The following is a 12456-nucleotide window of genomic DNA, read 5'->3' as shown; positions in this document are numbered from 1 at the left end:
ACGCTGTTCGAACAACTGTTCGAGCAGCGTCGCTCCTCCATCGCTCTCCGGTACTTCCCCGCCCGGGGCGGTGGCCGGGAGCGGCGCGTGCGTGGGCGAGAGGTGGGGAGGCTGTCATGAGCCGGGTGCTCGGTGAGGTCGCTGGACGGGTCGGCGAAGAGGTCCAGGTCGAGCGTGGGCCGCTGGGCCCGGTCCAGTTCTGGCGAGGGCAGTCCCGGTACCTCGTGGGGGAGCTGCTCGACTCCTGGGTCGAGACCCTTCCGTGGTGGCGGCAGGACGCCGTCGTCGGCGGTGCCTCCGCCGAACTGGTCGCCACCCAGGAGGTGTGGCGGGTCGAGGCGGTGCGGGCCGGGCGCTCCCGGACCAGCTTCGCCGGGGTCTACGACCTCTCCTGGGACGCAGCGGGCAACCGCTGGTGGCTCGTGCGGGTGCACGACTGATGGGCGCCGCCCGGGCCGTCCCCGCCGGCCAGTTGCCGCTGCCTCCCGCCTTGCCCGCGGCGGCCGTCCAGCTCCTCGACCAGGCGCACCGTGGTCTGGCCGAGGCAGCCGCGGCCGCCGATCCCCGGCAGCGCTATGCCACGGCCCATCTGGGTGCGCTACGCGGCGCTGCTGCGGTGCTGGCCGCCCGCACCCGCCCGGAGCCCGCTCGCCGGCGTCCCCGCAGTGCCTGGGTGCTGCTGGGGCAGGTCGCGCCCGAGCTGGGGGAGTGGGCCACCTTCTTCGCCGCCGGTGCGGCCAAGCGTGCGGCCGCCGAGGCCGGGCTCTCCCGGGCGGTGACCGAGCGGGAGGCCGACGACCTGGTCCGGGACGTCGGGGCCTTCCTCGCCGTCGTGGAGAACTGCCTCGACAGCTCGCCGGCTCCTGAGCCGCCCCGGGTGACCTATGCCCGTCCGCGGATGGTCGGTGGCACCGCTTCCGGTCCGCGGAGGTGAGTGACCCCTTCGTCCATCTGCACGTCGCCTCCGGTTACTCCATGCGGTACGGGGCCAACCACCCCGCCGATCTGGTGACCCGGGCCGCCGAGCACGGCATGTCGGCCCTGGCGCTCACCGATCGCGACGGGCTGTACGGCGCGGTGAAGTTCGCGCTGGCCTGCCGGTCGGCCGGGGTGCGGCCGATCTTCGGGGTGGACCTCGCCGTCGCCCCCGCCCTCGACGCCACGGTGCCTCCGGCGCTGGCCACCGCGCTCGGCGGTGAGGCGTCCGGAGCCCGACCCCCGCGGCTACGGGCCACGACGTCCCCGCCCCGCCCGGGTCCGGGGTCCCGTCGGGCGCCGGCCCGGGGCGGGGCCGGCGTCGACCCGCGGCTGTCCCGGGTCACCTTCCTCGCCCGGGACGGTGCCGGCTGGCGGTCGCTGTGCCGGCTGACCAGTGCCACCCATCTGCGCGGCACGCGCGGCGAGCCGGTGAGCTCGCTGGCGGCGGCCGCCGAGCACGCGAACGGGTTGGTCGCGCTGCTCGGGCCCGGCTCCACGGTGGGCCGGGCACTGCTCAGTGGCCGGGCCGACCATGCCGCCGCCCACCTCGACGCCTGGCGCGCCGCCTTCGGGCCCGACCGCCTGGTGCTCGAGGTCGTCCACCACCGCGGCCGGGGAGACCGCGTGCGGGCGCAGGCGATGCTCCGGTTCGCCGCCGAGCAGGGCGTGCCGGTGGTGCTCAGCAACGCCGTCCGGTACGTCGACGCCCTCGACGCGCCGACCGCCGACGTGCTGGACGCCGCCCGCCGGCTGGTCCCGCTCGACGAGCGGCACGTCGACCGGCGCACCGCCGAGGGCTACCTGAAGTCGGGCAAGGAGATGGCCGCGGTGGCCGAGGACCTCGTCGGTCCCGACCGTGACGCCGCCCTGCGCCTGCTCGAGGGCACCGCCCGGCTGGCCGAGCAGTGCGCCGTCGACATCCGGGAGGACCTCGGCATCGGCAGCGTCCGCTATCCCGAGCTCGACGTCGTCACCACGGCTGCAGAGCGGGGGATGGGCCCGTCTCAGGTGCTGCGGGCCCGCTGCGAGGCCGGGATGGGCCGACGCGGCATGCCCCCGTCCGAGCGGGTGCGGCAACGACTGGACGAGGAGCTGGCCGTGATCGACCAGCTCGGCTATCCGTCGTACTTCCTCACCGTCGCTGACGTGGTCGACCTCATCAAGAGCTTGAGGGTTCGGGCCGCCGCGCGCGGCTCCGGTGCCGGCAGCCTGGTCACCTACCTGCTCGGCATCTCCGACGTCGACCCGCTGCGGTACGGCCTGCTGATGGAGCGCTTCCTCTCCCCGCTGCGCCACCAGCTGCCCGACGTCGACATCGACGTGGAGTCCGCCCGTCGCATGGAGGTCTACGACGCGGTCATCGACCGCTTCGGCGCCGACCGGGTCAGCTGCATCTCGATGATGGACACCTACCGGGTCCGGCACGCCATCCGCGACGTCGGCGCGGCGCTCGGGCTGCCGCCCGCTGAGATCGACGCCGTCGCCAAGGCCTTCCCGCACATCCGGGCCAACCAGGTGCATGCCGCGCTCAAGGACCTGCCGGAGCTGCGGGCCAGCCGGCTCGGGTCCCGCCGCGGTGGCGGCACCGGCGATCTGGACCTGATGTTCGACCTCGTCGCCCGGCTCGACGGGCTGCCCCGGCACATCGCGCTGCATCCGTGCGGGGTCCTGCTCTCCGATGCCACCCTGCTCGACCGGACGCCGGTGGAGAACAGCTACCTCGGCTACCCGATGAGCCAGTTCGACAAGGACGACGTCGAGGAGCTGGGGCTGCTCAAGCTCGACCTGCTCGGCATCCGGATGCAGTCGGCGATCGCCCACGCCCTCGACGAGGTGGCCCGGGTCGACGGCGAGACCGTCGACATCGACGCCGTCCCGCGCGACGACCCGACGACGTTCGAGCTGATCCGCAGCACCCGCACCCTCGGCATGTTCCAGATCGAGTCACCGGGTCAGCGGGAGCTGGTCGGCAAGTTCGGCCCGCAGACCTTCGAGGACATCATCATCGACATCTCGCTGTTCCGGCCCGGGCCGGTGAAGAGCGACATGGTCACCCCGTTCCTCATGGCCCGGAACGGCTGGCGGGAGACCGAGTACCCGCACCCCCACCTGGAGTTCTGCCTCGAGGAGACCGCCGGGGTGGTGGTCTTCCACGAGCAGGTGCTGCAGATCGTGGCCCGGATGGCCGGGGTCACCCTGGCCGAGGCCGACGAGGTGCGCCGCGCGCTGGGGGAGAAGGACGCCCATCCCGAGGTGCGGGCCTGGTTCGTGCCCCGGTTGCTGGACGAGGGTTACCCGGTCGAGGTGGCCGAGCGGGTGTGGGAGGTGCTGGCGGCCTTCGGATCCTTCGGTTTCTGCAAGGCCCACGCGGCGGCGTTCGCGCTGCCGACCTACCAGTCAGCGTGGCTGAAGGCCCACCACCCGGCCGCCTTCCTTGCCGGGGTGCTCACCCACGACCCGGGGATGTACCCGAAGCGGCTGATCCTCGACGACGCCCGCAACTTCGGGATCCGGGTGCTGGGCCTGGACGTCAACGCGTCGGCCGACACCTACCGGGTCGAGCGGCTCGCGGCCCACCCTGATGCTGAAGAAGAGGTAGAGGGTTGGCCGCGGCCGGAGTGGATGCCGGCGGGCATGCGCGACCCGTCCCGCTACGGCATCCGGCTGGCCCTGGCCGACGTGAAGGGCATCTCCGACGACGAGGTCGCCCGGATCCTCACCGGCCAGCCCTATCGGTCACTGACGGATTTCTGGCACCGCGCCTCGATCTCGCGGCCGGTGGTGGAGCGGCTGGTGCTGGCCGGTGGCTTCGACTCGCTCTACGGCTTCGGGGTCCGCGACCGTGAGGCCGGCCGGCCGACCCACCGCCGCAACCAGGTCACCCGCCGCGACCTGCTGCTGCAGATCGGGGAACTCGACCGGTGGAGCCGCAGCGGCGCGCGGGGGAGCTCCAGCGGTCAGCTCAGCCTGGATTTCATGGGGCTCGACCTCCCGGAAGAGGAGGGACAGGGGCCCGAGGCGACCGGCGTGAGCTGGGCGGAGGGCAGCGGCCTTCCGGAGTTCACCGACGCCGAGCTGGTGCGCGCCGAGCTGGAGGTGCTCGGCCTGGACGCCAGCCGGCACGTCGTCGACTTCTACCGGCCGTTCCTGGCCGCGATCGGCGCGGTTCCGGCCGGCGAGCTGCTCACCTGCCGCAGCGGGGCGGAGGTGCTGGTCGCGGGGGTCAAGGTCGCGACCCAGACCCCGCCGATCCGCTCGGGCCGCCGGGTGGTGTTCGTGACCCTCGACGACGGCACCGGCTGCACCGACTCCACCTTCTTCGAGGACGCGCAGGGGCCCTACGCCGCCACGGTGTTCCACTCCTGGCTGCTGGTCATCCGGGGGGTGCTCCGCCGGACCGGCCCGCGCGGGGTCTCGCTGCGGGCGACCGGGGCCTGGGAGCTGCCGGCGCTGCACGAGGCATGGGAGGCCGACGGACTGGACGGCGTTCGCGAGCTGATGGCCGCACCGGGCGAGTTCACCGAGCAGGCGATCGCCGGGGCCGCGGCCTCTCACGGGTCGCGGCCGGTGGTGGTTCGCCCGGTGCTGGTCCACCCGACCGGCTTCCGCATGTCGCCCTACGCCGACATCAAGCCCGCCGGCGAGGACTCGAAGGTCGCCGCCCGACGTGCGGCGTCCGGACCGCCCCGCAAGCTCTGGCACTCCAGCCCGGGCAGCTCCGGCCACTGACCAATAGCGCAGGAGAACGCTCGCCCTGAAGGGAGGCCTCAGAGACAGGCCCGTCTGACGGGGCGACCGACGGGAGGCGGTGGCCGTCGCTCATCCGAGCCGCCGTGAGCGTCCGGATTGATGGCCACCCAGTTGCCAGCGCGGCCCGGTCGATCCTGACTCCCGCGCGACCGCCGCGATCGGCTTTCTCCTTTCGAAAAGGATCCGCACCGCACACCGGCGGGAACTCCGCATTGAACTTCCTACGTGGCTACGACGCCCGTTCCTCCTCGGTAGGCGTCTACGCACCCCGAGGAAGGACCAACGGCTCTGGAAATGGACCTCGGGTGGATGCAGGATGGTCGCCTCGCGGGAAGGGGTGCTGCGATGTCACAGTCGGATGTGGTCTCACTTCAGGATGCCTACCGGGCGTTCAGTCGCGGGGACTTCGATGTTGCCAGCCAGATCCTGGCTCCGGATGTCGAGTGGGTTGAGCACGGCAGAGGAATGCCGTACAGCGGAATCTGGCATGGTCGCGAGAGCGTCGTGAAGGATGTGTGGACGTCGTTCGTGCAGTACTGGGGTGGTCCTGGTGTCGTAGGCCTCGAGACCGACCAGTTCCTGGACGCCGGTGACCAGATCGTCGTGACCGGCCGCTTTGTCGGCAGAGACAGCGAAGGTCGAACACTCGACGCGCCATGTGCTCACGTCTGGCGCATGTCGGGCGGCGTCGCGACACATTTCGCCGACTATGTCGATTGGAGCGTCTGATCCGCGCTCCTGGTAGCGCGCAAAGCGATCGGAATGCCATCCAGTCCTCAAGTCTTGGTGCAGCTTCCCTTGTCTCCGGAGTCGGCTGGTTCAACCGGCGCCGAACGGAATGCGCGACGACTAGGTCGGATGAAGACGGCCCTATGATTCGAACGGGCTGTCGGGGTCGAACACGAACACTTTTTCAGGTCCTGATTGGTCGGCGCGCCGGGTCGGCGATGCATCAGCATCACCGCACCCGGAACCGCCCCACGGGGCGTCGCACAAGGCCGGCCAGCCACACCCCATGCAGCGCCCACTGCGGAAACCCGACCGGCCGCAGATAGGGCTGTCCCGCAGAAGACGCCTTCGCCGTACGTTGCAGGGCTCACCCATTCACGTCGAGTCAGCCCGGCGAGCCGGCTCCTGGCGAGCGAGCGGGCCGTCTCGAATGGCGCCTGATTGGCCGGCTCCGCGTGAACACCGCCGTTGCGGGGACCAGCGGAACTGTCGTACCCCCGCCGTAGCCTCGCTCATGTGTTCGAAGGCGGTGGCTTCGGTGTCGGGCTGACGGTGAACCAGCTCGACACGTCCCCGTGGCCGGCCGAGGTCCTCCCGGCCGGCGTGGACGTGCATCCGACGCGGCTCGGCGAGCTCATGCCGGTGGCGTCCCGCTGCGATGCCGGACTGGCCGAGGAGATGCGGCGGGCGAACATCGCCGACAGCAGGCTGTGGGCCTACCGGGTGGAGATGATCGCCGCGCTGGCCGCCCGTCGTCGCGACGACCGCGACCGCGCTCCTGGGCGACCGGGCGCCGCCTCCTCCGGCTGGGCATGTTCCAGCGCCGCGCTGGAGGGCATCTCGGAGTTCTTCCCCGACGAGCTGGCGCTGATCCTCAACTGCTCCCGCGCCGAGGCCACCCGGCTGGCCGGGGTGGCGTTGACCCTGGTGCACCGGCTGTCGGAGACCTGGGCGGCGCTGGCTGACGGAGAGCTGAGTTGGGCTCGCGCCCGTGCCATCGCCCGCGAGGTCGACCGGCACGGAGCGGACCTCGATCCGCACGTGCTCGCGACCGTGGAGGCCGTCGTCCTGCCGCAGGCACCGGAACTGCCGGTCACTCGGCTGCAGGCCCTCGTGCGCGCCGAGATCGTCCGTCGCGATGCGGAGGCCGCCGAGCGTCGCCGGAAGCAGGCAGAGTCGGCCGCTGACGTGCTGCTCCGCCGGTCAGCGCTCGACGGCATGGCAGAGCTGGTGACCGTCCTTCCGCAGCCCATGGCCGCCGCCATGTACAGCGCGGTGGACACCCATGCCCGACAGGCCAAGCTCGATGGCGACCCGCGGCCGATCGGTCAGATCCGCGCCGAGGTCTCGGCCGCGCTGACGCTCCGACCGTGGGACGCCACCCGGAGTCCGGTCACCGCCGAGCTCCGGGTGATCGCACCGCTGAACTCTCTTCTGCCCGACCCGTCCGCCCCCGAGATCGGTGGCCCGCCGACGGGTGTCGCCGAGGTCGAGGGGGAGCCGATCACCGCTGCGCACCTGCGGGCATTGCTCACCGCTCTGGATGCCGTGTGCCCCGGCGGGCTCCAGGCACCGACCGGTGGTTCGCTGCACGTGGATGTGCTCGGAGCCGGGGGCGCGTTGCTCGCCACGCTGACGCGGCGAGAGCTCGAGCGAGCCGTGCGCCGTGGCTGTCCTTCCCACTCCGACGAGAACTGCCGCTGTCCCGTGGTGCAACGTCCGCCGCGCTCCGGGGGCTACGCACCCACCGCAGCGCAACGCAGGTGGGTGAGGGCCCGCGACAGGCAGTGCCGTCATCCCGGCTGCCGCAACAGGGCGGGTTGGACGGATCTCGATCACGTCGTGGCGCACGCCGACGGCGGGCCGACCGACTGTGCCAACCTGTGCTGTCTGTGTCGCCGGCACCACCGGCTGAAGACACATGCCCCGGGCTGGGCCTTCCATCTCGACGGCGACGGCGCTCTGCTCGTCACCACGCCCAGCGGTGTCACACGGGTCAGCCGACCACCGGGTCTCGCATTCCTGGAGCCCTACGAGCTGGGGCCACCTCTCGGGTACGCCGAAGGCGTCGACGTCGTCCCGTTCTGAGCGGCGGATCGACGGCACCCGGCGATCGCTGCGGTCTTTCGATGAGTTTCGGGGAGGGGCACGGTCAACCCCTCGCACCGGCAGTCCGGCCGGCGAGAGAGAGGACGCAGTCATGCCCAAGCAGATCCCGTGCCTGTGGTTCGACGGCACGGCCGAGCAGGCCGCCGAGCACTACACCTCGATCTTTCCGAACTCGAGCATCGGCGACGTCACCCGCTACGGGCCGAACATGCCCCCACCGATGAAGGAGGGCGACGTCCTGACCGTCGAGTTCACCCTCGACGGGCAGCCCTACACCGGCCTCAACGGCGGCCCCCAGTTCCCGTTCACCGAGGCGATCTCCTTCCAGATCATGTGCCGCGACCAGGAGGAGGCCGACCACTACTGGACCCGGCTCACCGAGGGCGGCGAGGAGAGCCAGTGCGGCTGGCTCAAGGACAAGTTCGGCGTCTCCTGGCAGGTCGTCCCCACCGAGCTCATGAGCCTGCTCAACGATCCCGACCCCGGTCGGGCGCAGCGTGCCACCCAGGCCATGCTGCAGATGAAGCGCATCGACATCGCCGAGATCCGGCGCGCCGCCGACAGCGTTTCGGCCTGACCCGCCGGCGGTGGCCGGTAGCGGCAGCCTGTGACGACAGGGGACCGCCACTAGGCTTCCGCAGGTGACGTCGTCGTCCCCTGCCTCGCCGACCGCGGAGCAGATGCCCGCCCGGACCGCCGCCGTCTGGGCCGCCCTCGACCCGCTGGTCGGTGCGGGCAGTCCCCTCCGGGTGCTCGACGTCGGTGGCGGCAGTGGCATGTTCGCCGTCCCGCTGGCCCGGCTCGGCCACGACGTCACCGTCGTCGACCCCAGCGCCGACGCCCTGGCCACCCTGCGCCGCCGGGCCGACACCGCCGGGGCCGGTGCCCGGGTGCACGCCGTCCAGGGCGACGGCGACCTGCTGCACGAGGTGCTGCCGGTCACCGACGACGGCGCGGGAACATCCGACAGCGGTTATGACGTGGCGCTCTGCCACTACGTGCTGGAGGTGGTCGACGACCCGGCGGTCACCCTCCGGGAGATCGCCCGGGCCCTTCGACCGGGCGGCCAGGTGAGCATCGCGACGGTCAACCGCGCCGGCGCCGTCCTCGCCCGAGCCGTGGCAGGTCACCCCGTCGAGGCCCTCGCCCTCCTCGAGGACCGTGACCCGGCGCCCGGCCGCGCCCGGCCGGCACGTCGGCGCTTCACCCCGGCCGATCTGCTCGCCCTCGTCGAGGGTGCCGGCCTGCGTCCGGGGACGTGGCGCGGTGTGTCCGTCGTCGCCGACCTGCTCGAGTCCACCTCCGGCGCCGATCCGCGGGCCGTCCGCGCGCTCGAGCTGGCCCTCGCCGAAGCCTCGCCCTACCGCGACATCGCGACCGGCCTGCACGTCCTGGCCGCTCGTCCGTGATCCCGCTGCCGCCGGACCTGGCGGTGCCGCCGTACGGCGCCGCCACCCTGGCCGACGTGCTGCCCGGTGCAGCCACGGCGCTCGGCGTCCCGGTGGGCCGCGGTGCCCTGGCCCGCGACCCGCTCGACCTGACCGGGGTCCTCGGCGGCGCTCGTCGCGTGGCCGTGCTGCTGATCGACGGCCTCGGCGCCGACCTCGTCCGCGCCCACGCCGAGTTCGCACCCACCCTCGCCGCGCTCAGCAGCCCGGTCGGGGACCTGTCGGCCCCCTGCCCCAGCACCACCCCGGTCAGTCTCGCGACCCTCGGCACCGGGCTTCCGCCGGGCAGTCACGGCATCCTCGGCTTCGTCACCCTCGTCCCCGGAGAGGGCGGCGCAACGGGGGAGGGCCGGACACTCAACCACGTCCAATGGGTCGACGACCCCGACCCCGCCGTCTGGCAGGCCCGGCGCACCGTCTTCGAGCAGGCCGAGACGGCCGGGGTGTCGGCCACTGCGGTGGGGCCCTACGCCTATGCCGGCTCCGGGCTCACCCGCGCCGTCTATCGGGGCGCGACCTACACCGGTGCCGTCAGCCACGGAGACGTCTGCGCCCTGGTCCTCGGCGCTCTGGCCGCCACGCCGCGCGCGCTCGTCTACGGCTACATCCCCGAGCTCGACCTCACCGGCCACGTGCGCGGAGTGGACTCGCCGAGCTGGCGGGCCCAGCTGGCCTTCGTCGATCGGGTCGTCGAGGAACTCGTCGCGGGCCTGCCCGACGATGCCGCACTCCTGGTCACCGCCGACCACGGGATGCTCGACGTCCCCGACGTCACCCGCGTGGACCTGGACGAGGAGCCCGATCTCTCCGACGGCGTCCGGCTGCTGGCGGGAGAGCCGCGAGCCCGCTACGTGCACGCCGAGCCCGGGGCCGAGGACGACGTGCTGCACAGCTGGCGCGAGGTCCTGGGCCACCGTGCGTGGGTGGTCAGCCGGGAGGACGCCGTCGCCAGCGGCATCTTCGGCCCGGTCGACGACGCGGTGGCGGCGCGGATCGGGGACGTGGTCGCGCTCGCGCGGGGCACCTGGGCACTGACCACCCCACGCCTGGAGCCGGGGCCCAGCCGCCTGGTCGCCTACCACGGCTCACTGACCGCGACCGAGCTGGCGATCCCCCTGCTGGTCGCCCGGGGGCGCGCGCTGGGCTGACGCCGGTCAGGCCACCGGACCGCCCGCGAACGTCACGTGCCAGGTGCGGGAGTGCGCCGGATGGGTCGCCCGGCAGGTGAGATGGGCTGCGTCGGCGGACGGGCGGCTCTCCACGCTGGTGACGACCTCGCCGTCCGGGCCGGCGAGGATCACCAGCCAGCGCTCGACCTCCGACCCCGGCGGTGTCCGCTGCTCCACCGACACCACCGGCAGGTCGTCGATGCCGAACAGCCCCAGTTCGCCGCGGGCGAAGTGCTGGGCGGCCTGCCCCGGCGCCGGGACGCCGGCCCGGCCGCGCAGCCAAGGCAGCGCCACCTGCCCGCGGCCGTGAGCGGCGACCAGGTCGGAGCCATCACCGGGGACCTGTCCGTAGTAGAAGCCGTGCGGCAGCACCACGACGTTCGCCGCGAAGCGGTCACCTCCGAGGTGGCTGCACTCCCAGACATCGTCAGCCCCTGGTGCGGGGAGTGACCGGGCGAGTGGCCGCCCGCGCAGCGCGCAGCAGGCGTCGTGTCCGCCATGCGTGCACACCAGGTACGTGGGTCCCGGCGCCGCCTCGCCGACCGAGCCGTCCCATGGAGCGGTGACCAGTTCGGCGTCGGACGTCCGGACCGACCACCACAGCCCCTCCCGTCCGGGGCGGCTGTCGGCATAGGCCCACCGGCGCCCGGAGTCGGCCAGCCGCCCCCCGGGCCGGCGGACGAGGAGCAGCCGCACACCCTCCTCGCGCGACCGTCTGGCCAGCATCGGCGCCACGTCGGCGTCGAACCGTGACTCGGTCAGCGCCTCACGCCCCCACGGCCCGGGCTGCTCGATCAGCAGCCAGCGCTGGGCGGGGGAGGCGGTGGCGACGGGGGAGTCGCCCCGGGCCAGGGCCTGGACCGAGCACCGGCCGGCGTCGAGCCGCCCCAGGGGTCGGGCGGGCACCTCGGTGCCGAGGACGTCGTCGGGGACGGTCGCGTCGGGCGGGGCGCTTCCGGCGGCCGTCACGCCCCCCACCGGGTCCGCGGGCCGATCATCGGCCGGTCCCGGGTGCGTCGTCACGGGTCCCATCGTGCCCGCCGGCTGTTCCCGCATCGGCCAGGGTGGCATCGGTGACGGTGACGACGGCCTCGGTGACCAGCCGCCGGGCCAGGGTGATCCGGTCGGCGGGCTCCAGCCCGGGAAGGTCCCCCACCTTCAGCTCCCCGGCCGCCAGGAGCGCCGTCAACGCCGGCCGCACGTCGGCGGGGAAGGAGTGCGAGCGCCGTCCGGCGAGCAGGGTCGGCCGGCCGTCGGCGCCGTCCCGGAGGGAGCAACGCAACCGGCGGCGCAGCCGCAGCACGGTCTCGGGCGTGAGCGCGGCCGCGGCGGTCGACTGCGCCAGTGGGGCCACCGGCTCCGGGCGCACCTGCGCCCAGGTACGGGCCCGCAGCCGGTCGGCGACCTCGGCGGGGTCGACGCGGTCCAGCCAGTCCCGGAGGCCGGTGATGACCGCGGCGACGTCCTCGCGCACCGAGTCGGGATCGCCCAGGTCGAGGCCGAGGGGCAGGGAACCGCGCAGCTCCGGATCGTCGGCGGCGAGGGTGCGCACGAGGTCGAGCGCCGACTCGGCTGCGGCCCACCGGGTGACGGAGTGGACGCCGATGGTCAGGTGGGCGCTGATCTCGCCCAGCGCCGTGGCCGAGTGCAGGAAGCCCCGGGGTAGGTAGAGCGCGTCACCGGGGCGCAGGACGGCGTCGATCACCGGCTCGCGCTCGGCCGCCGCGGCCACGTCGGCGGCGCGGTCGTTCCACGGCTGGGTGCGCAGCGGGTCGCGGAGCACCGGCTCGTGGATGGTCCAGTGCTTCTCACCGGCCACCTGCAGGACGAAGACGTCGTGCACGTCGTAGTGCGGGCTGAACCCGCGTGAGGACGGCGGGGTGATGTAGGCGTTGACCTGGGTGGGGTGGCCGAGATCGGCGGCCAGCTGGTCGGCGAACTCGATCAGCGGCGGCCAGAGCCGGTGCAGACCCTGCAGCACGACGGTGCTGCCCTCGGCGAACAGTCGCAGGACAGCGTCGGAGGACACCTGGTCGGCGATCTCGGCGCCCGCGCCCCCGGAGGTCGTGAAGCGCTCGGGATCGACGACGGCGCCGTCCTTGGCGATGCGCAGGAAAGGGGTGCGCAGCCCGCGGCGGGAGAGCAGCTCGTCGACGGCGGGCAGGTCCAGCAGGTCGGTGAAGGAACCGCCGGTGTCCGCGGCGCGGGTCAGCAGGGGGCGGCGGGCCCAGTACCGCTCGGCGAAGACCTGCGGATCGATGTTCGTGCACCGC

At 73.2% G+C, this 12456-nt stretch carries 10 protein-coding genes; 8 read left to right on the top strand and 2 right to left on the bottom strand.

Annotated elements, in window-relative coordinates; all coding sequences use genetic code 11:
• Positions 1 to 116: 116 nt before the first annotated feature.
• From CHB94_RS04180 to CHB94_RS04145, 8 genes are all read left to right on the top strand, one after another.
• Positions 117 to 440 carry a DUF6504 family protein gene (locus tag CHB94_RS04180; RefSeq protein ID WP_089335327.1) on the top strand — a complete coding sequence of 108 codons (324 nt, stop codon included), beginning with the start codon at positions 117 to 119 and terminating at the stop codon, positions 438 to 440.
• Positions 440 to 934 (top strand): SAV_6107 family HEPN domain-containing protein, encoded by a 495-nt coding sequence (locus tag CHB94_RS04175; protein WP_089335326.1) that lies wholly within the window; start codon positions 440 to 442, stop codon positions 932 to 934. The genes CHB94_RS04180 and CHB94_RS04175 overlap by 1 nt, the downstream gene beginning before the upstream one ends.
• Positions 931 to 4707: a DNA polymerase III subunit alpha gene (locus CHB94_RS04170; protein WP_089335325.1), complete on the top strand. Its 3777-nt coding sequence runs from the start codon at positions 931 to 933 to the stop codon at positions 4705 to 4707. The genes CHB94_RS04175 and CHB94_RS04170 overlap by 4 nt, the downstream gene beginning before the upstream one ends.
• 366 nt (positions 4708 to 5073) lie before the next feature.
• Positions 5074 to 5457: a nuclear transport factor 2 family protein gene (locus tag CHB94_RS04165; protein ID WP_176445408.1), complete on the top strand. Its 384-nt coding sequence runs from the start codon at positions 5074 to 5076 to the stop codon at positions 5455 to 5457.
• A 516-nt stretch (positions 5458 to 5973) separates the two neighbouring features.
• On the top strand, positions 5974 to 7545 hold the full coding sequence (locus CHB94_RS04160) for an HNH endonuclease signature motif containing protein (protein WP_089335323.1): 1572 nt from the start codon (positions 5974 to 5976) through the stop codon (positions 7543 to 7545).
• A gap of 112 nt (positions 7546 to 7657) precedes the next feature.
• A complete protein-coding gene (locus tag CHB94_RS04155) occupies positions 7658 to 8143 on the top strand; it encodes a VOC family protein (protein ID WP_089335322.1) in 486 nt (161 codons plus the stop codon).
• A gap of 64 nt (positions 8144 to 8207) precedes the next feature.
• The gene (locus CHB94_RS04150) at positions 8208 to 8975 is read left to right on the top strand and encodes a class I SAM-dependent methyltransferase (protein WP_254920387.1); all 768 of its coding nucleotides are present in this window, start codon (positions 8208 to 8210) and stop codon (positions 8973 to 8975) included.
• On the top strand, positions 8972 to 10162 hold the full coding sequence (locus CHB94_RS04145; RefSeq protein ID WP_089335321.1) for an alkaline phosphatase family protein: 1191 nt from the start codon (positions 8972 to 8974) through the stop codon (positions 10160 to 10162). Before CHB94_RS04150 ends, CHB94_RS04145 begins: the two co-directional genes overlap by 4 nt.
• A 6-nt stretch (positions 10163 to 10168) precedes the next feature.
• Here CHB94_RS04145 and CHB94_RS04140 read toward each other — a convergent pair whose 3' ends face one another.
• Together CHB94_RS04140 and CHB94_RS04135 are read right to left on the bottom strand one after the other, a co-directional pair.
• Positions 10169 to 11152 (bottom strand): ferredoxin family protein, encoded by a 984-nt coding sequence (locus CHB94_RS04140; protein ID WP_254920386.1) that lies wholly within the window; start codon positions 11150 to 11152, stop codon positions 10169 to 10171.
• A 25-nt stretch (positions 11153 to 11177) separates the two neighbouring features.
• Entirely contained in the window at positions 11178 to 12212 is a 1035-nt protein-coding gene (locus CHB94_RS04135) for a cupin domain-containing protein (protein WP_368073844.1), read from the bottom strand.
• Positions 12213 to 12456: the final 244 nt, after the last annotated feature.

The sequence above is a fragment of the Blastococcus mobilis genome (assembly GCF_900188025.1).
In the GTDB taxonomy this organism is placed as follows: domain Bacteria; phylum Actinomycetota; class Actinomycetes; order Mycobacteriales; family Geodermatophilaceae; genus Blastococcus_B; species Blastococcus_B mobilis.
This window is presented reverse-complemented; position numbering and strand designations above follow the sequence as displayed.

Coding starts and splice junctions, on each gene's coding strand:
- CHB94_RS04155 (WP_089335322.1), top strand. CDS start 7,658: ATGCCCAAGCAGATCCCGTGCCTGTGGTTCGACGGCACGGCCGAGCAG.
- CHB94_RS04175 (WP_089335326.1), top strand. CDS start 440: ATGGGCGCCGCCCGGGCCGTCCCCGCCGGCCAGTTGCCGCTGCCTCCC.
- CHB94_RS04165 (WP_176445408.1), top strand. CDS start 5,074: ATGTCACAGTCGGATGTGGTCTCACTTCAGGATGCCTACCGGGCGTTC.
- CHB94_RS04180 (WP_089335327.1), top strand. CDS start 117: ATGAGCCGGGTGCTCGGTGAGGTCGCTGGACGGGTCGGCGAAGAGGTC.